We start from the raw sequence: 20,600 nt of genomic DNA, 5'->3' as shown, positions 1-20,600 counted from the left end.
AATATAAGAATATGAAGACAATAAAATATAAAATATTAGTATTACTTTCCGCAGTGGTTTCCATTGTTGGATGCGAGGATAATCTCGAATTAGAACCAGAACAAAGTTTGTTGCCTGAGGTAGTGATCACTAATCCGGCTAACCTTCAAAATGTTTTAACCGGAATTTATGATGAAGCAGGACAAGGTGTTTCTTATGGAGGGCAGATTAATCTAGCTGCAGAATTATTGGCTAATGATACAGACCTTTCTTGGAATGGTACATTTGAACAACCTGCGCAATTAATAGAAAAACAACTAACACCAGATAATACTTTTGTAAGAGATTATTGGTTAAACGCATATGAAGTAAATAATCAAGCCAATATCGTTTTAGCTAATTTAGACGTATTCGAGGACGAGTCAGATCGGAATAGAGTCGAAGGAGAAGCAAAATTTTTACGTGCACTAGCTTATTTTGATCTTGCTAGGTTATTCGGGCAATCATATGAAGCAGGTGGAGGAAATACTCAACTTGCAGCTCCAATAGTACTAAATGCAATTTTAAATCCTGCAGATATTACATCTCCTTCTAGAGATAATGTCGAAGATGTTTATGCTCGTGTAATAGAAGATTTACAAAGTGCTTACAATTTGTTACCAGATAGCAATGGAGTTTTTGCAGATAAATACGCTGCTCAAGCCCTTTTAGCTCGTGTGTATTTACAACAAGGTAATTATAGCGGAGCAAGAGATGCCGCTAATGATGTGTTACAAAATAGTGGACATGCACTTACAGCAACTTATGACGGAGCATTTAATAATGATGGGGATTCTAGTGAAGATATTTTTGCATGGCAAGTAACTAGCCAAGATGGAGCTAATCTGATGAATACTTTTTGGGCAGGACAAGATTTTGGAGGAAGACAAGGGAATCCTGATGTGTCTATTAATGCATCGTTTTTCAATATTTTTGATGATCCTAACGATGATAGATCACAGTTTTTTTATACAACCTCTAGTGGAACGGCTACAACTAAATGGCAATCTCAGTTTGCAAATATTCCTTTTTTACGTGTAGCAGAGATGCATTTGATTAGGGCTGAATCTAATTTTAGACTATCTACAGCAATAGGATTAGCACCTCTTGCAGAAATTAATGCGCTTCGTGGTAGATCAAATGCGGTGGCACTTGGAGCAATTACATTACAAGATATTATTGATGAACGTAAAAGAGAATTAGCATTTGAAGGATTTGCATTGCACGATATAAAAAGGTTGCAAGGTACAGTTGGTACACTAAATTATGATGATAATTCCTTAGTAATGCCAATTCCACAAAGGGAAAGGGATGCTAATCCTAATTTGATGCAAAATCCAGGGTATGGAAGTTAATTGTTGAGTTTTTATACTTTTTTAAAACTGCCTAGAAATGAACATTGAAATTATATTCGTCAGTAGAGTGGTACGTAAAAATGATTTTTCAAAATAATTTTCTAGGTAGTTTTTAATGTAGGATTTGCTTAATTTATAATAGAAAAGCCCCTTACTTATAGTTGTGTAACTTAAGTAAGGGGCTTTAGTTATTAAATCCACACTTGCTAGCGTTTAATTACCTTTTTTGTTAAAGATTTACCATCCATAGTAATTTTACAAAAGTAAATTCCACTTGCTAATGGGGTTTTACCGAGCTCATATTGATGAATTCCTTCATTTATTTTACCATTTATAATGGTTTGTGAAGCACCGTATACATTTATTAATTCAATTTTTACCAGACTTGTTGATTGTCTAACTTGTAGTTGTAGTACAGATGTTTCTTCAAGAGGATTTGGAAATACCTTTACATCTTCAACAGATAGTTTGTCATCAGTATTGTTTAATCTAAGGTTGTCTGGGTTTTGGTCATACCAAGTACCGTTATAATACCATCCATTCTGACACCTATTGAGATCTGGTGTTTGGGATCCACCATTATTGCTAAATATTAAATTAGAACAAGAAGTATTAGATAAGGTATAACTATACCAACCATTAGCGTCTAATGTCATAGCTTCTCCAGGCCAAGCTGTTGTTATGCCAGATGGTGTAGTATTCCAAAAGTAGATCGTTGGAGATGTAAAAGAATCTGATTTAAAATATAAGGTAAGATCTTGATTTTCTTCTGGATTACTGTCATACCAAGTGCCATTGTAATACCATCCATCTCCGCATCTTTGAAGATCTTCTGTTTGTGATGATCCATTATTGCTAAATATAATATTGGCACAACTTATAGTATCAAAAGTAAAAGAATACCAGTCGTTGCCAATAGGATTCATTACCACTCCAGGCCAAGGTATATTACTTGCTGTCGGAGTAGTGTTCCAATAGTATATAGAAGGGTTTGTTAAATTACCTTTGTAATATATAGTCATTGAATCAGTAGTGCCGTCTGTAAATGTGAAAGAATTGCTTGCTATTGGAGAAGTTAATCCTTCTGAATCATATGCAATTGCTTTTATGGTAGTATCAGATGTAATGGATATTGGGTTCGTATAACGAGTTGAGGATGATGAAGGATCATTACCATTTAATGTATAATAAATTTCAATTCCTGCGGAAGAATTGTCTGTAGCACTTAATGTAATGTTTACAATTTCTCCGATGTTAAAAGTTCCACCGTTAGGAGATATAGATACTACTGGAGGGGTATTAACATTAACTCTAGGATCAGTATCATACCATACTCCATCATCGTACCATCCATCTCTATCTCTTATTAAGTCATCAGTTTTAGCACCACCATTATCATTGAATAGTAAATTAGTACTCTGAACGCCTTCAAAAATATATTCATACCATTCAGAATTGTCTATTTGATTCATTTGAGGACCTGGCCAATTACTAGTTGGTAATACATCTGGTGATTCATTCCAATAATGAACATTCGCCTGAGACCAAGAAGATGGTTTCTTAAAATATACGTGTAATCCTTCAATAGGACCAATTCTATAATTTTTTGTTAGAATATCTGAAGCTACTCCATCTCTATCATAAACGATAGCTTTGATAGTGGTAGATTCTGTGATCGTAAATGCACTGTTATATAAAGTACTCGAACTATTTGGAGTGGATCCATCCAACGTATAATAAATAGCGTATGGAGCACCAGCTCCTCCAACACCATCCATAGTAATTTGAATAGGATCTTCGGAGTTGGTAGTATTTGGATTCATTATAACTACAGGATTACTTGGTCCATTAACGCAATTCTCGAAGAAACCACCACCGCAGCCTCCAATGAGTCCAGGTCCATTAAGTACATAGATCCCTGCAGATCCAGAAGTTACAGTGAAATTCAACACTCCGTTTTGCGCAAAAATTTCTCTTCCCGTTACAGCATCTCTATACACACCATTAGTCATTCCGGAGATGCTAAAAGATGCATTTCCATCTTTTGCTAACCCTACAGCAACTTCACTATTTTGATGTACTCTACGATACGATACGGCATTTCCCGGAGCTTCTTTCCAGTCCCAACTTCCTTTTTGGAGTGCTGGAACAGCTTTTCTAATAGCATTTAATTTTCTTATGTGTTGGTATATTTTGTGACTAGGAGCTTGGTCTATTACATCTCCGTAGTAGGCTCTACCAGTTTTATCAATTGATTGTTCGATACCTGCAGCATTATGAATATCATTAAATTCTCCAGCTTTAAATCTCATTTCAGTTCCATAATACACTACTGGAATTCCTCGCCATGTAAACATAAAGTTCATACACGCGGCTAAATTTTCATCGGTACCGCCATATCTTCTGTTCCAATCATTATTAGGACCAAAATCATGATTATCTAACCATGTTATCAAAGTAGAAGGATCACTATATAAATGGTCATAACGTGCTGCTGCTTTCACTGTTGGGAAAGATTGTCCTTCTTCGAAAGTTCCGTGAAATGTCGCTTCACCAAAGAAATCAATTACAGCAAGTTCTAAAGGTTCTGAATTGTTTACTGCACCTCTCCAAGTATAATAATGCGGATTGATTTCATCAACAGGATGTAACTCGTGTCTTAGTTGCGCAACTTCTCCAAAAATAAAGAGATCAGGGTTAATAGCCTTAAAAGCATCGTAGAAATAGATGATATCTTCTTTACTCATATGCTTAACTGTATCCCAACGAAATGCATCAACTCCCATATTAATAAATGTAGCATATGCATTTACAAGATAGTCTCTAACTACTTGACTTCCTGTGTTTAAGTCTGGTGTGTCTCCAGCTAAAGCTCTATTGTGTAAATTTTCTATATCATCAAAACCTTGTGCAAATCCATTCCCTGAATGATGATACCATTCTGGATCCGAAGTATCTACATAGCTTTCTTTGCTAGGAAAATTAAAGGCAGAAAGATCTTGATTATAAGGAGGTGGCATTTCTGCAAGGTTAGCACGACTCCAGATTAGTCCATCTTCTGGATTTGGTGTTAAACCATCATACTCCCAATTGGGGTTGTCTGGTGCGTACCAGGGTTTTGTAGGATCTGTGTTATATTTTATTTCTGCAACATCTTTAATCCCAAAACGACCTGCATGATTGGTAACAACATCTAATACAATCTTCATATCACGCGCATGAACTTCATTTATCAAATCCTGAAACGTAGCTCCAGGAGATTCTAAACGGGGATCTACTTTAGTAAAATCCCAAGCATGATAACCATGATAGTCTAAAGGGCTTCTGTTGTGCACGATAGGAGTGATCCAAATAGCTGTGAAACCAAGATCCTTTATATAGTCTAGTTTTTGGATTAATCCTTTAAAGTCACCTTTCCACGTTACATCATTGGGATCCGTAATAGTAGGATTGATATTCGGGTCCGGATTGTAAGAGGACCATTCTGTAGGTACATTGTTATTAGGGTCACCATCAAAAAAACGAGTGGTTAAGAGGAAATAAATGGTTTCTTCTCTAAAATCAGTTTGTGCATTTACAAAAAATGAATTGAGTGATAAACTCCATAGACAAATAATGCCTAAGAGTTTAGGTAGTGAGTTTTTCATAAGTTTTAGTGTTTGAATTGTGTCTTGTGTAATAATCTTCTTTTGAAAGAAGTTGGTGTTTAAATTGTCATATAGTTATTAAATTTTAAATATTATTATATTAGTGATATTATTTTATCGATAAAAATGATAATTATGCAATTTAGGGAATAAATAAGTACTAATAGAAGTAGTTAATTACTCAAACGTTTTCGTGTTAATAAGATTTGTAATGAGAGTATTGTAGAAGGTATAATATTTGAATTTTGTTAGATATAAAACAAAATACATTATCGTCTAAAACAAATCAGCTTGTCCGAAATAATTAGTTTGCTAAAATTAAATTTAGATTGTATCCATTGCAATGTCTTTTCTGTGTAAAAGAAAACGTGAGTAGGGTCGTTTTTATACCACCAAGAATTAAAATTAATGGATGAATTATAAAGATACGTTTTACAATATAAAGTACCATTTTCTTCAAGTAAGGAATGTAGTAGAGCAAATTCCTTATTCGGATTGTGAAAATGTTCCATTACTTCGCAGCAAGCAATATAATTATAGGTTTGTCTTAATGCATTGGGATTGAGATCAAAAAAGGGATCATACGTGGTAATATCATACCCTTGTTTTCGGAGCATTGTAGTTATAACCGGTCCTGTTCCACTACCAAAATCTAAACCTTTATGATGTGGTGTATAGTTTTTAGCGATAGCATTAACAATAGGAGATACGAAGTTCTGGTATCCAGAATCGGTTACATCGTTATTATGAATTTCATACCGTTCTTTTTCTTGTTCATCTGTTAGGTAAAAAGAAGGGTCTAATGATATTCCACTACAGTTAATGCATTGATAATATATGCGCTCTTGTATTTCAGTAAATTTCTGGGTTTCTGAACCGCAAAGAGCGCAATTAATCATTAATTAAATCTATGGACTTATTAAAGTTCTTTGATTTTTTTGAGTTTATTTTTCCAAACGACTAGACTCTCTTTATGTTTTTCGATATTTTTTCTTACATCAATCACAAGAGGGTTAGAGTCATCGGCATTCTTGAAAAACTGTAAATTATTTTCTAGTTGTCGAATTTCATTATGAACCTCTTCTATTTTTTTACGAATAAAGTTTTGTTCATTTCGTAGTGCTCTATCATCTGATTGGTTGGCTAGAGAATTTAGTTTATTCTCGTATTTAATCATTTCGGTTTCTTGACGACTTAGATTTAATTGCTCAAAAAAGCCGTCCAATACCTTATGATAGTCAGACTCTATATTTCTTTTTTTATAGGGTACTCTCCCTAAACTTTTCCATGTTTTTATATTCTCCTTAATGGTATCTAAATCGTTTTTAGGATCACCAGATAATTTCAATTCTTTGAGAGCTTCAATATGTGCTAACTTTTTCTCGTAAGAAACTAATTCTTCTTTATTTGCTTCATTTTTCTCAGCATGAATTCTATCGAAATAAAAGTTGCAGGCATCTTTAAATCTTTTCCAGATTCGGTCGCTGTCTTTTCTAGGAACATGACCAATCTTTTTCCAGTCTGCTTGGATTTTTTTCATTAATGGGGTAGTAACAGAAAAGTCATCACTATCCTTATTATCCTCAGCAATTTTGATCAATTCCATCTTTTTGTTTAGATTATCGAATTGATCTTTTTTAAGACCTTTATAAAAGGCATTTTTATTTCTGTTAAAATCTCGAACCGCACTTTTAAACTGACTCCAGGTTTCTTCGTTAGCACTTAATGGAACTTTTCCCGCTTTAAAGAAATCTTCTCTTAATGCTTCTATTTCTTTAATTTTTTGTTGCCAACCATTATGATTTTTTGGGTGGTCAGAAGAAACTTCGATTATTTTATTGATAATTCCTTGCTTTACCACTAAATTCTGTTCATAAACTTTATCCTGAACTTTGAAAAATTCTTGTCGGTTTTCATGAATTTGTTTGGTAAGAGCACTAAATTTCTCCCAGATAGGCTCTCTATATTCTTTAGCAACAGGACCTAAATCTTCTTTCCACATTTTATGAAGAATTTGTAATTCTCTAAAAGCTCGATTTACATCTGTTTCTTGTGCAAGTTCTGTGGCACGTTCTATAATTTTTAGTTTCTGTTCTAGATTGTGCTTGAAATCAAGATCCCTAAAGTCTCTATTGAGATGAAGGAAATCATAAAAATTTTCGGTATGGTGATGATACGTATTCCAAACGGTGTTGTATTTATCTCTTGGAATTGGTCCTGCATTGTGCCACCTTTCTTTAATTTCCTTAAAGTGATTATAAGTAGAATTAATGTTTTCTTCTACGTTTAATAGCCCTTTAAGTTCTTCAATAATATCTAATCTCTTTTGAAGGTTTACCTGAAGGTCTTTTTTTAGATTTTGGTAGTAAGCGTTTCTTTTTTCTTTATAATCAAAATAAACAGAATTGAATTCTTTTTTGAGTGGAGTAGAATAGTAAAAATCAATAATATTACCTCCTTCAGCTAAAAACTCATCTTTTTTCTGTTCTACTTCTTCATTAAATTTAGCGTTAAACTCAGTCTTAATCTCTTCTACATGTTCTTTTATAGCTTGAATTTTCTCATTTTTTATAAGATGCCTTAATTCTGAGATAAGCTGATCTTTGGTCATGGCATGATAATCTTTCTTTTCAATATCATGACGTTCTAATTTTGCCTCATCTTCGCTATCCTTAGCTACTGCTTCATCCATTTCATTTTGAATCGCATCATTGGAAGATTCTGTAGGAACTTCTTCCTTAGAAATTTCTGCTACCGCTTCTTCTTTTTCTGAAGATGATGTTTCTTCTGTTGTAACTTCAGTATTAGAAGCTTCTTCTAATTTTGCGCCATCATTGGCAGCATTTTCTTCTACTACAGGTGTAACAGATTCAGATTCTTCGGTAGTAGGATTCTCTATACTTTCAATAGGAGATTCAGCCTTTTTTTCTTCATTTCCATCTGCCTGAGGCAGGTTATCGTGTGTGGACATCGTATTAATGTTTTTGTTTATCGGAGACTAACGATTGTCTAAGATACTAACATCTTATATAAACTCAAAGCAAATACTTCGTTTTAGGAATTACATTTGTAGGAAAAGTATATTATTTATTAGGAAGTGATATTAAAAATTAAGAATTCCAGATTTCCCAGGATCTTTCTGCTTGTAGCACGAGCATCCGTAGGCCATTAATAATTTTGGCACCTTTATCTTTACCTTTTCTCATAAAGGTTGTTTCTTCTGGATTATAGATAAGATCGTATAAAATATGATTCTCGCCAAGATGCTCAAACGGAATATCTGGATGATTTTGAACTTTAGGGTGTGTTCCTAAAGGAGTACAGTTGATGATTAATTTAAAATCTCTAATGATATCTTCATCCAAATCGTTATAACTAAGTTCTTTAAAGTCTGGATTTCTAGATACAAAAGTATACTTAATATCTAGTGTTTCTAGCGCATAGGCAATTGCTTTAGAGGCGCCACCAGTTCCAAGAATTAGTGCTTTTTTTACTTTTGGGGTAAGTAGTGGTTTTAGAGATTCAGTAAAACCATAATAATCACTATTGTATCCTGTAAGCTTTCCATTATTTTCAAACTTGATAACATTAACAGCTCCGATTTCTTTTGCTATTGGATCCAAAGTATCTAAATATGGAATCACTTCTTCTTTATAAGGAATAGTGACATTCATACCATGTATTTCCTTATTTTCGAGTACCTCTTTAAGCTCTTCAATAGATTTAAGATCAAAGTTTACGTAATGATGTGGTAGATTTTCTTTTTCGAATCTATTAGAAAAATAATTTCTGGAAAAGGAGTAGCCTATATCTCTTCCTAATAATCCATATGTACTCATATTGGTTTGGTTTTTACAGTTTTTTCTCCATACCATTCTAACCACAGCACAATTCCAATACCCACAAGTATGAAAAAGAAAGCAATGTATGTAGACATGATTGAAAAATCTGGTAGATATCGATCGTAGTTATCAAGTATTGGATTGCCTTGTGCATCTATTAAAATTTGACCTACTTCATCTTTTTTATACATTTTATATTTCCATGGCCAAACTACTCCTAATGAGCCTGTAATAAAACCAATAATCGATGCAAAAGTGGCATTTTTATAATGTTTTAATACGTATCCTAAAAAATGTGATAACGTTACTAATCCAGTAATAGAGCCAAGACTAAAAACTACGAGAACTTTTAATAATCGGATTCTATTTTCATTTTCTGTAAAAGATAAATCCCATCGTATAAGATCTGCTATGGTATCGTATAAAGCATTTACAGAATCTACGAGTAACAGCACATAGTTTCCAAATAAGATAAGAATAAAAGAACCTGACAAACCAGGCAAGGTCATACCAGAAACACCAACAATTCCACAGAAAAACACAAAAAATAAGTTGTCATTTTCTTTTGCTGGCTCCAAAAGACTAATGCTAACTCCTACGATAGTACCGATAATGATAAAACAAATATTTCGTCTGTTCCAGTCATCAAAGTCTTTTACGATATAATAAATAGATCCGATAATCATCCCAAAAAAGGCGGACCACACATATAACTCATAATGAATGATTAAATAATCTAGTATTTTAGAGACACTAAAATAGCTAATGAGCATTCCTAAGATTAACAGTGCTAAAAATCTACCATTAATATATCTCCAGAAGCTAGAAAATCTAAAATTGATAAATAATTTGAATGCTTTGAGATTTATTTTCTGCAAAGAGTATATGAATTCTTCATAAAAACCAGCAACAAAAGCAACTACTCCTCCAGATACACCAGGTACTTTGTTAGCAGCTCCCATAGCCAACCCCTTGATGACTAAAAAAAACTTATCGCTTAACGTTCTGGTGTTTTGGGCCATGAATTATTTACTTTTCCTTTTTTGTTGCAAGTCGCTCTAATATAAGAATTAAAAGAAAACCAATAGTAACAAAAATAAGCACCCACATTACTCTAGGATCTCCTTCATAACTCGCTGGTAGAATACTTTTTTCTATAAAAGGCACTTCTATGCCTTCAGAGTTTGTTCTCCATGAGAGTACTTCTTTCCAAGGCCAAAGTTTATTTAAAGAACCGATCATAAAACCAGTTAGTAATGCTAAAGTGATATTTTTATGATTGTCGAACATCCAATTGAGAACTTTAGAGAATAGTTTTAAACCGGCTACAGCTCCAATTCCAATTATTACGATTTTATAAAAAGATTCCCATAGCAAACTAATATTAAAGGTCGTGAGTCCTTCTCGAAACTGATTCAAGATTCCGATAAAAGTTTCATAAGCTCCTAGAATCAATAAAATAAATGCGCCCGAAACTCCAGGTAAGATCATAGCAATTATAGCAATGAACCCGCAAAACAATAAGTACCAAAGACTTTCTGGAGAAGCCATAGGTTCTGCAATTGTAATAAAATAGGAGATTACAGCAGCTAATACAATACTAATAAGGACTTTTGGGCTCCATGCAGTAATCTGTTTTCCTATGTAAAGGATACTTGCGAGTACTAATCCGAAAAAAAAGGACCACAATAATAAGGGTTCATTATGTAATAGCCATTTAATTATTTTGGCAAGAGATAGAATACTAATGGCAATTCCAACAAATAATGCTACTAGAAAAGAAAGATTGTATTTTTTCCAAGTATCTTTTAATCCATCTTTTTTCCAGTCTTTAAAAAATGCAATATTAAGATTGTTTATCGTAGAAATTAATTCTTCATAGATGCCAGATATAAAGGCGATCGTACCTCCAGAAACTCCAGGAACAACATCAGCAGCTCCCATAGCAATTCCTTTTAGTGAAACTAATAGGTAGTCCTTAAGACTTCGTTGCATTTTTTGTGCTTTTACAATGGTTATACAAACAAATGTATGTATTTTTTGTTGTAAAACATGCGGTTATCTAAGGAAATTGAAAGACTCAATTTTATTGTAAAATAAACAATAAATCAGGTATTATCTTTTGTATTCTGAGATAATATTTTGAACTAAAGAAAGGTTGAAAACTGACTCAAACAGCTCTTCTAAAACAATCGTATATTCTTGATCTAATTCCAAACCTTTTCTAAGGTGGAATTCACCTTTGCTATATTCTTGTTGCTCATAGTATAATCCAGCTAATCGATATTGAATCTCAGCATTTTCGGGATAAAATTCTATGGCTTGGTTCATGTTTTGAATCGCAGCATCTGATTCACCAATATATTTTAGGATATCAGATCTATTAAGCCAAGTTTCTAACTCGTAATTACCCAGTTCTAATGCTTTTCTGTATCCACGTTCTGCTTCTTCGAAAAATGCCAGGCGATTATTAATCTTGGCATAACGTTTCCAATAAAGTACATTTTCTGCATCGATACTAATTGCTTTATTTGTATAGTAAAGTGCTTTTTGATAATTACGCTTTCTCATGTAAAAATCAGTAATTGCAATCCATCCTTTATCTAATAACGGATCTTCATGTACCGTTTTAGAGAAATGTTGAATTGCTAAATCATCGCTTCCAAGTTTTTCAAAACATTTTCCTATTCTTAGTAAAGCAAATGAAGTTGGATCATCTAGTTCTAAGGTGATACGATAATTTTCTATTGCCTGTTCATATCTCTTTAGCTTTTCTAATACTTTTCCTTTTTCTAAGTATGCACCGATAAAGTATTCATCACTAATGATAGCAAAATCAAAAGCAGCTAATGCTTTTTCATATTCTTTGATGTCAAAATATTGCTTGCCTACCTGATGCCAGGCTACTTCGCAATATGGGTTTTTATCCAAGAACATATTAAGATACGTAATAGCTTCTTCATGTTGTTCCAAGAAATCAAAACAGTAAATAATGTTATACAAAGCTGAGTAGTCTTGATCATCTGCCTCTAAGCATCGCATGAAGTTTACTTTCGCATTTTCGAAGTCATCCATAAACAGATATTCCATTCCTATGAGGGAATAAACATCTGCTTCATCTCCAGTATATTGCAATGCAGTGGTTAATAACTCAATTGCTTTTATATGATCATTTTGTTTAGAAAGGATGTTAGCTTTCTGAATATAAATTTCTTCGTTTTCAGGCTCTAAAGCATGAAGCTGCGCTAAAAGATGATCTGCTTTATCCAAACGATCTTCGAAAACTAAAACCTCTACTTGTAGTAGCTTTAAGTTAACAGAAGATGGATGTTGTGAAAGCCCTAAAGAAATAGCTTTTTTCGCTTTAGCAATTTTCCCATTTTCTAAATAATGATGGATTATTGATTCAAACTCATCAGAATCAAAAAATTTCACATCATTAGATCTCAGCATAGACTCGTAACGACTAATTGAGAAATTGTTGTCTTCGAATTCTTCGTGGTTAAATTTCATCCGCTTGTGTTATTTAATAATATCAGATGTCATTCGCATGATTATATCTCTATTATAGAAACGTAATATATGCTCATTTCATACACGTTGATTAAAGATGCTCAATAAATCATAATCGTATTACAAACTTTTTTTGTCTTCCCCAACAAATAAGAGTAATACAAAATACTTTACATAATTTATTGTTAGCATTATTGATTTCCTCTGTATTAAAATTACGAATGAAATGTCATCATACTACTTCAGAAATCAATTGTTTTTAACAAACTAATTAACAAAATGTGTACCATTTAAAAATGAATGGTTTAACATGTCCATTAAAAAAAGCCAGATGTTCTATCGAATTGTGTTTTTGGTGAGATAGTCCTTTAAATATAAGGAATTTAAATGAATTTAGTATAGAATATAATTAGTTTTTTGGATATTCAATATTATCTAATACCTCTAGGATAATTTGGCATCCTTCCTTTATTTCTTCTTTAGAAATAGTCAATGGAGGTGTTATTCTCACTGCTTTTGGTTCAAAAAGCAACCAAAATAATATCAAACCATTGTCTTGGCATTTTAACACAATTTCATTAGCAATATCAGGAGTAACGGTCATTAAAGCGAGCATCAATCCTACACCTCTAATTTCTGTGATTAAAGGATGTACTAATAAAGATCTAATTAATTTTTCTTTTTCTAGGGTTTCTGACATTAAGTCACTTTGTGAGATTTCTTCTAAAGTTGCCAAAGCGGCAGCTGCAATAACCGGATTACCTCCAAAAGTGGTAATATGACCTAGTTTTGGATTATCCTGTAACTGATTCATCATTTCTGAAGAAGCCGTAAAAGCTCCAATCGGTAATCCGCCACCCATACCTTTACCCATTACTATAATATCTGGAGCCATATCGTAATTCTGAAACCCGAATAACTTGCCCGTTCTACCAAATCCAGGTTGGATTTCATCAAGAATTAACAGGGCTCCAACTTCTTCACAGCGTTTTTTTACTTTTCTTAAATAGTCATTTTTAGGAGTAATAAATCCTGCACCACCCTGAATTGTTTCCAAAATAACTCCTGCTGTTTTATTGGTGATTTGTTCTAGATCATCCTCTTCATTAAAGGATATGAAGGATACATCTGGAATTAGTGGTCGAAAGGCTTGTTTCCTTTCTTCATAACCCATCACACTCATAGACCCCATTGTGTTACCATGATAGGCAAGCTTAGCAGCAATGATTTGACTTCTTCCTGTAACTCTTCTTGCTAATTTTAGAGAACCCTCTATTGCTTCAGTACCAGAGTTGGTTAAATAAGTTTTCTCCAAAGGATCTGGTAGGAGAGAAGCTAAGAGTTTCGTAAGTGCTACGGCAGGCTGTTGGATATATTCTCCGTAAACCATAACGTGCAAATATTTATCTAGTTGCTCTTTTATGGCATTTACCACTTTTGGGTGTCTATGGCCTAAACTACAAGCAGAAACACCAGCAACGAAGTCTAAATACTTTTTTCCATTAGTAGCAAAAATATAACTTCCCTCAGCATGAGATATTTCCATCGCTAATGGATGCGGAGTCGTCTGGGCTTGATATGTAAAAAAATCTTCTTTCACCTTGGCAAAGGTAATCCAAACTAATGGGAGTTTAAATATCTTATGAAGTTTATCTTACTGGTGAGTTTTAACGTAAAAAGAAGGTATTACTTTTCTCTGTTAACAGTGTCTGTTTTTTTCGTGTTTTTAAGCGTTGTTACTGTAATGCTATCTCTTTCTTTTGCAGTGCGATTTAAGTTTGGGTCTACAAAGCTTACCTTTTTGGACTTCTTTTTGGAAGAGGTAGAATCTTTTTTCTTAGCGTTATTCAATTCCTCATTGATTTTTTTCTCAGTAGATTTATCTAGCTCTTCATTTGTTTCTTTGAGTTCTGCATCCTCTAGCCTTTGTTCTAATAAACGAGAACCTTCGGACTTGTTTTCCTCCAATCGTTTTAAGGTTTCTTCATCAAAGAAATCTTCATCTTCTACGGGTAATGGAATTCCAGTGATCTTCGTTAGTTTTGGAGGAGATTCTCCTCTAAAAAGATCTTTTTTGCTAAGTATCTGTTCATCGCCACGCCATACAAAACCAGATAATTCTCTTGCATTTTCTGGTAAATCGATTTCTCTATATAAAGTGCCATCAATATTTTGATAATAATAAACATCAACAATTTCTCTTTGCTCGAGTAGCAGTTTTATAGAACTGGATAATACTTTATTAATACCTATCAATTTTAATTCACCTTCACTTTCCCTTTGATAAAAAATTGTCTCGGTATTTTTGTCAATATCTACTTGGTATATCTCATTATCTTTAAAAAGTCCATAGAGCGTTTGTCCTTTGACCTGATTGTAACCAGCTTTAAGAGTATCTTCTTGAACAAGAAATGCATTTTGATATACAACAAGAGAATCTAATTTCTCAGTTTCTGTATTAGAAATGATTTTGATTGTATCTCCTGTCATCTGATTTCTCTGAGACCATAAAATGGGTCTGCCTACCATTTTGGTATAACCAGTAGTTTGATCTACATTTATAGAATCACTCTTTCCACTCATATTACTTTTAAAAATTCGAACATCATAAAAGCCATTCATGATTCTATGTTCAGGTTTTCCTGTAACCATAAGTGTGTCACTATGGATATAAATAGAGTCTTTTTCTTGTAATGTAGCTGCTAAGGCCCTTTTGGTAATAAAAACCGAATCTTTGTCTTTAAAAACTTCGGCATAATGGCCCGTGATAACAGAATTATTAGCTGTATCTAAAACTTTGATATTATTAGTAGCAGAAGCAAATTGTATAGCACTGTTATAGAAGATACTATCTCCAAATACAGTACGATTGTCATAATCAATTCGTGCATTTTTTATCGCATAGCCTGTTTTTACTTTAGTATCATAAAAACCACGTTCACAATATAACGTACTTTCTTTTCCTTTTACGGTAGAAGGACCATATAAATACGCATGTCCATTTTCGGTGTAATAATCTAATCGATCGGAATCTACCGTGTTTTCTGGATTTACAATTTTCACTTGAGTATTAAATGAATATTGTTTTCTATCCATAAAGTACCTTCCGATTTTACTGGTTAACGTATTAGAAGAATCTTTTACCGTTCCACCACTTCGGTAATATGCTTGTTGACGAAGTCTGTCAAAGAATAGCGTGTCTGTATTTAAAGTATTAGAAGGAGTCTCTAAAAAAACATTTTCTCTAGCATAAGCGAATTTACTATTCCCATTATATTCTGCATACGCACTTGTCATAGTTAGGGTGTCACCTTGCTTCATTTTTACATTCCCAAAAGCTCTTACAAATTTGTCTTCTCCATAATGAACAGCTTGATCACACCAAATTTCAATTCCCTCATGTTCGATAAATACCTGTTTATTCACCTTCGCCAAAATGGTAGCTCCTGGAAAACGCTCTTCATTTTTTATGGTACGGTCTGATTGAACCTTAATTTTCTTGCTCTCTTGAGAAAAGGCAATTGAAGAAAACAGTAGTGTAAAAACTATATAGAAAAATGTATTTTTCAAGTATTTCTGATTTGTCTGCAAAATAACGAAATTTGTATGTAATGATTGTACGTCTTCCGTTATAAATACTTTTCAAATGTTGTTTTGTTGCATTTTATCACTTAATCAAAAGATGATAGTGTAAGTATGTTACCCGTAGTTTTGGTTTCATGGAATTAAAGACTATAATCCCAAAGCTTTAAGCATTTTTTGCGCTCTTCCAGAAACTGATTTTCTAGTATCTGAAGTCAACCTTTCTAAGTGCGGAATGATCCATAATTTTAGATTCTCATCTTTTTTAGACCATTTGGTTAGCGTATTCATGGTCTGATTCAATACAATCCAATCATTATGATTAGCTAGGTTGTTTTTCATGATTTCCTTTGCTTTTTTGATTTGTCCATCACTCATTTCTTTCTCTAACATTTCGAACAATTGAGACAAAGTCCATTGTGTAGAAGCTTGATCAATTTTGGAAATCTCTGATAAAAATCTATCTATATATGGAATCAGTAAAGGTCTATTAACTTTACAAACTCGTTTCATAGCGTTAGAAGTTCTTAACCTAACAATTTCATCATTACTAAAATAACAATTGAATAGCTCATTAAAAAGTTCGTTTTCGGCTAATACTTCTTCAACTACTTCTACCGTATCACCTAAAGAATTGGGATGCCCACCTGTCAATCTTTCCTCAAAGTTTGTCATAAATAATATAGATACAAATCAATTTATTTATAAAAGTAGTCAAAACTAATGTTTCTAATTATTAATTGCATTTTAAGAATAAAAAACCAGCCACTTTAGTTAGTAGCTGGCTGAGAAAGGATGTATTTCCAAGTTATCAAAATTTAGTTTCCTAAAAATGGTTGTTCATGAGCAAATAATAGTTGATTTGCATGTTCTTTCCATATTTCTGGTGCTTTATGTTCTGAAATAATATATCCCAAAGCATACATATGTCCTTTGAAATATAGCCGTTGTTCTTTAATAATATTTTCGGCAGCCGTATAATTATTAGATTTAATGGACTCAATGAATTTATTCAGGTCTACAAAGGAAACCCCCATTTGGTTAATTTCATTGATGATTTTTGAGTATTCATTTTTTTCTAGGATATTCCAGGCTAATGCATACCATATTGAATGACTATTTATACCTTCTTTCTCATCTAACAATTTGACATCATTTTTCATTTCTTCGCTAGCTCCTTCAGAAATGGCAAGAAACCTAAGAATAAATGGTTTAAATGTTTCGTTGGACTTAATAAAGCTATATGCCTCTTTTAATTTTCCTTTCGACATAAGTACGTATACATAGTATGGATCACCATTTATTTTATTAAGTTTTCCTTGGTCAATATTTAGATAATATTCCAGATCATCACTAGTAAAGTTTATTTTTAAAGGTCTTTTGTTTTTATTGATTTTTCTTCGAACTCTTTCAGCATCTAAAGCAATTACTCCTTTAAGACCATTTATCTTACTAGCTTCGTTAAAAGCTTCAAGACTCTTTTCCCAATTTTCATTTTGACCATAAATATTTGCAGCGGCGTAAGCTAACCATGAATGATTGGGCCATTTTTCATATCCTTGGACAAAAGTATTGTCTTGATATTTAGAATCTTCTAAACACCTTGTGTTTAGGTAGTATAAATCTGGATTGTCTTTTTCTTTCTCAAAGGACTGCTGAATTTCATTACATATTTTGTTTTTCTCATCATCGCCAACCATATCCATTTTGGCTCTTTTTGCAATAATGTCATTTCCTAAACGCTCTATTCTTTTATCAATTATGGAGTTAGGATTTTTTACATAGGGTAATAAACTCATCCAGGATAATAAATTGTTACTAGTGCTAGAATCCCATAAAACATGAGTATTAATTAGTTTGTTTAATTCTGTAGAATCCTCTACAATCGATATCATATCATAAGGATTATCACTATAGGCTACTAAAACGTCTTTTCTTGTTCCTTCATCATCCATTTCTGGTGGGGTTTCTAAAATATAATCCGCGTTGCTATGAAACCATCTGGAGGCTCCTATATTACGCTGCTTAGGTCTAAAACCATTTCCTGGTCCGTAGTAAGCCGTATATTCAAAGAAAACACCTGCGTTACTTACATTATAAACATACTCTTTGCCAGGAGAACTTGTAGACTCCATAAAGTTTTCAATAACTTCTCCATTTGGATCATAGGCAACGATATGATAATCTGTGTTATGATCTACAGATACTGTAATATTATCTTTTGTTTCAACTTCTAATTCCTTTTCTCCATTTAAGACTACGGTAACATCCATTTCTAGTCCGTTGTAAATGGTTAGATCTGTAGATTGAGAAAAGCTTCCTAGAAACAATGCTCCTCCGATTAAAGTTAAGGAAATTGCAAATTTAGCAGTAGCGCCAAAAAAGCCTTCACCTATGATAAATCGGTCCCATAGTTTTAACTTTCGTTGAATAGGTCTTTCATTACCACGAGTAAGCAATTTGTATGAATTTACAGTGTTGATCGGATCGGGTAATGTCCTTGTAATAGGAGTTTTGTTAAGAAATGATTTTTTAATTTCTTCTTCTATGTCTAATAGATGTTCTAATGAAGAACTTCGTAAAAAGTTTAAGCCGTTTAATGCCTCTCCAGCCCATCCATCGACTACCTCCGACCACTTACTTATATTATCACTTGTTGGTGAGGATAGTTTTAATTCTTCAAAAAAATCGGAGAATTTCTCTTTTGTGGAGTTAGCTAGTAGTTCTTTATTTAGTTTTATTTCGGTACTCTTCTGAAATGCAGAACGAATAGATTTGTAATAATCATTTCCGGAATTTATAATATCTGTAAGTTCATCTGAACTAACATTTCCATCTGCTAGCGCTATATTAACAACATTGTGATATTTTGTTGCAGCATCGTTTAAATCGGCAATAGCATGTTCGGCATAATGGACCAAACTACTAACAGATTTTAGATAGTCGTTCCAGTTACCACCTAAAAAAGTAGCAGCGTGATAATATGTAGATCGACATATCGTATCGTGTTTTTTAAGATCATCTAAAATCGAAGATTCTTCCTGTTCTAATTTTTGAAGAATTGTTTTAACATCTTTTCTTTTAATTCGTTCACCTCGATGCCAGATTTCTCTTTTTTCGATTGTTACTGCTTCATTAATGATAAGGTTTAAAGATAAAATTTCTTCTTTAACTTCCTTTAAAGCTTCTAGTTTTTCCGTGAGATTTGATTGATAAATAACATCAAAATTAGAAGTAATTTCACTTTCGGTCATATTCATAGAATACATCTCATTCGTATCTTTAAAATTTAAAGTGAAAAACCTATTTAAAAAATTAGATCGATATTTTGGATCTAAAAAAGTCCAGCTGAAATATTCTTTATCTTGAAATTTCAGAGATTCTTCATCAGATATTATCTCTGATTCAATTTTGCTGGTAGCGATTAATTTTGCAGTCATCTCTACTTCATATTTAGTAGCATCTGATAATAGGATTTCTGCGGGTCTTTCATCTATAGGAGCCGATATGTATATTTTTTTAGCGTTTTCTTCTCTGTCTTTATCGGCTGGATGAGTAGACCACATTTTTGGAGGGTTAAAAGCTCTATTTCCAAAAACTCTATGTAGCTCAGGATTAATATCTAATACTTTAGGTGATTTTCCATAAGTTGGATCGTCCAATACCCAAGACATTTTTTCTATATAATTAGTCTGTAGTTTGTATAAATTATAAATAGCCTTTTTATCGTCTAATTTGGTGTTTACAGTATTTAAAGCATGGTCATATGCTTCGTCTGCAACTTGTAATTTGGATAGTGCATGAATCAATGCATCGCTACCAGTTAATGATACGGCAACAAGATCTGCTTGAAATTCCATCTCTCTTGATAGTGCTCTTTGAGCAATCATAACCACGCTAAAACATGTTTCGATTAATGAACGAACTGCCCAAACCAGTATGGATAATATCCAACCTATCCAGGCTATCCGAATGTCTATACTTGAAATACCAGCTAAGAAATTATCGAAAATGTCTCTTTTGTTAATTATTTGTACAGCTATCTGCTGTGCGATATAGACATATCTTCCAAGTAACATAGAACGTTGAGCGAAATGACCAAATTCATGTGCTAATACAGCTTTAAATTCACCAAGATTTAGAACATTCATTAATCCTAAACCAATTTCTAAGTTTTTCTTCGAGGGAAAGATTAAGTTGATAATTGATAAATCATATGATACACTTGCGTTAACACGAGGAGATAAAAATACTTTTTTTGGTCTGGGAGCTCCAGCTTCGTCGGCTAATTTGTATAAATAATCAAAAAGTACAGGTTCTTCTTTTTCTGTAATGAATACATCTAGTGGTTTTTTTTCTCGTTTGTTAAAAATAAAAAGAGATTTTATCATGAATAAGCTTAAAAAAGCATATCCACCAGCTAGTATGTAATTCCAAAAAGTATCACCTTCCATAAAGGAATAATAGGCTAATCTTCCAAACCAGATAATTAATGTAATATAAATAATAATAAAAAATAGGAGTCCAAGTACAGACAGCCAAACAAACTTTTTAAAAGAAGAAGAAGGTTTTGTTAGTCCCTCTGGGATACTATGAGAACTTTTAGAGTATAAACTTTTCATTATACGCATTATTTGATGGTT

The 20,600-nt window shown here is 32.9% G+C and carries 12 protein-coding genes; 1 reads left to right on the top strand and 11 read right to left on the bottom strand.

Annotation, left to right across the window (positions count from 1 at the left end; translation table 11 throughout):
* Positions 1–11: 11 nt before the first annotated feature.
* Positions 12–1,373: a RagB/SusD family nutrient uptake outer membrane protein gene (locus ACWNT5_RS12970; protein WP_456517561.1), complete on the top strand. Its 1,362-nt coding sequence runs from the start codon at positions 12–14 to the stop codon at positions 1,371–1,373.
* Positions 1,374–1,579: 206 nt separating this feature from the next.
* Here the strand turns inward: ACWNT5_RS12970 and ACWNT5_RS12965 are convergent, their stop codons facing one another.
* From ACWNT5_RS12965 to ACWNT5_RS12915, 11 genes are all read right to left on the bottom strand, one after another.
* Positions 1,580–5,020, bottom strand: a complete 3,441-nt coding sequence (locus ACWNT5_RS12965; protein ID WP_456517560.1) for a starch-binding protein — start codon at positions 5,018–5,020, stop codon at positions 1,580–1,582.
* A 269-nt stretch (positions 5,021–5,289) separates the two neighbouring features.
* Entirely contained in the window at positions 5,290–5,919 is a 630-nt protein-coding gene (locus ACWNT5_RS12960; protein ID WP_456517559.1) for a class I SAM-dependent methyltransferase, read from the bottom strand.
* 20 nt (positions 5,920–5,939) lie between these two features.
* Complete coding sequence (locus ACWNT5_RS12955) at positions 5,940–7,991, bottom strand: DUF349 domain-containing protein (protein WP_456517558.1); 2,052 nt, start codon at positions 7,989–7,991, stop codon at positions 5,940–5,942.
* Positions 7,992–8,130: 139 nt separating this feature from the next.
* On the bottom strand, positions 8,131–8,859 hold the full coding sequence (locus ACWNT5_RS12950) for a shikimate dehydrogenase family protein (protein WP_456517557.1): 729 nt from the start codon (positions 8,857–8,859) through the stop codon (positions 8,131–8,133).
* Complete coding sequence (locus ACWNT5_RS12945) at positions 8,856–9,884, bottom strand: DUF368 domain-containing protein (protein ID WP_299899679.1); 1,029 nt, start codon at positions 9,882–9,884, stop codon at positions 8,856–8,858. Before ACWNT5_RS12945 ends, ACWNT5_RS12950 begins: the two co-directional genes overlap by 4 nt.
* Before the next feature lie 7 nt (positions 9,885–9,891).
* Entirely contained in the window at positions 9,892–10,857 is a 966-nt protein-coding gene (locus tag ACWNT5_RS12940) for a DUF368 domain-containing protein (RefSeq protein WP_456517556.1), read from the bottom strand.
* 120 nt (positions 10,858–10,977) lie between these two features.
* Entirely contained in the window at positions 10,978–12,375 is a 1,398-nt protein-coding gene (locus ACWNT5_RS12935; RefSeq protein ID WP_456517555.1) for a tetratricopeptide repeat protein, read from the bottom strand.
* 409 nt (positions 12,376–12,784) lie between these two features.
* Positions 12,785–13,975 (bottom strand): aspartate aminotransferase family protein, encoded by a 1,191-nt coding sequence (locus ACWNT5_RS12930; RefSeq protein WP_456517554.1) that lies wholly within the window; start codon positions 13,973–13,975, stop codon positions 12,785–12,787.
* An 86-nt stretch (positions 13,976–14,061) separates the two neighbouring features.
* Entirely contained in the window at positions 14,062–15,945 is a 1,884-nt protein-coding gene (locus tag ACWNT5_RS12925; protein ID WP_456517553.1) for an OstA-like protein, read from the bottom strand.
* A 162-nt stretch (positions 15,946–16,107) separates the two neighbouring features.
* Positions 16,108–16,632 (bottom strand): hypothetical protein, encoded by a 525-nt coding sequence (locus tag ACWNT5_RS12920; RefSeq protein WP_456517552.1) that lies wholly within the window; start codon positions 16,630–16,632, stop codon positions 16,108–16,110.
* Positions 16,633–16,775: 143 nt separating this feature from the next.
* A complete protein-coding gene (locus ACWNT5_RS12915; protein WP_456517551.1) occupies positions 16,776–20,579 on the bottom strand; it encodes a M48 family metallopeptidase in 3,804 nt (1,267 codons plus the stop codon).
* Positions 20,580–20,600 lie beyond the last annotated feature (21 nt).

Source organism: Aquimarina sp. 433 (assembly GCF_054054605.1).
The sequence above is the reverse complement of the archived record's forward strand: the minus strand, read 5'-3'. Positions and strand labels throughout refer to the sequence as shown.

Bases quoted from the DNA above. Each gene is read 5' to 3' on its own strand.
- ACWNT5_RS12950 (WP_456517557.1), bottom strand. From the start codon at position 8,859: ATGAGTACATATGGATTATTAGGAAGAGATATAGGCTACTCCTTTTCC.
- ACWNT5_RS12965 (WP_456517560.1), bottom strand. From the start codon at position 5,020: ATGAAAAACTCACTACCTAAACTCTTAGGCATTATTTGTCTATGGAGT.
- ACWNT5_RS12915 (WP_456517551.1), bottom strand. From the start codon at position 20,579: ATGAAAAGTTTATACTCTAAAAGTTCTCATAGTATCCCAGAGGGACTA.
- ACWNT5_RS12920 (WP_456517552.1), bottom strand. From the start codon at position 16,632: ATGACAAACTTTGAGGAAAGATTGACAGGTGGGCATCCCAATTCTTTA.
- ACWNT5_RS12960 (WP_456517559.1), bottom strand. From the start codon at position 5,919: ATGATTAATTGCGCTCTTTGCGGTTCAGAAACCCAGAAATTTACTGAA.
- ACWNT5_RS12935 (WP_456517555.1), bottom strand. From the start codon at position 12,375: ATGAAATTTAACCACGAAGAATTCGAAGACAACAATTTCTCAATTAGT.
- ACWNT5_RS12940 (WP_456517556.1), bottom strand. From the start codon at position 10,857: ATGCAACGAAGTCTTAAGGACTACCTATTAGTTTCACTAAAAGGAATT.
- ACWNT5_RS12945 (WP_299899679.1), bottom strand. From the start codon at position 9,884: ATGGCCCAAAACACCAGAACGTTAAGCGATAAGTTTTTTTTAGTCATC.
- ACWNT5_RS12955 (WP_456517558.1), bottom strand. From the start codon at position 7,991: ATGTCCACACACGATAACCTGCCTCAGGCAGATGGAAATGAAGAAAAA.
- ACWNT5_RS12970 (WP_456517561.1), top strand. From the start codon at position 12: ATGAAGACAATAAAATATAAAATATTAGTATTACTTTCCGCAGTGGTT.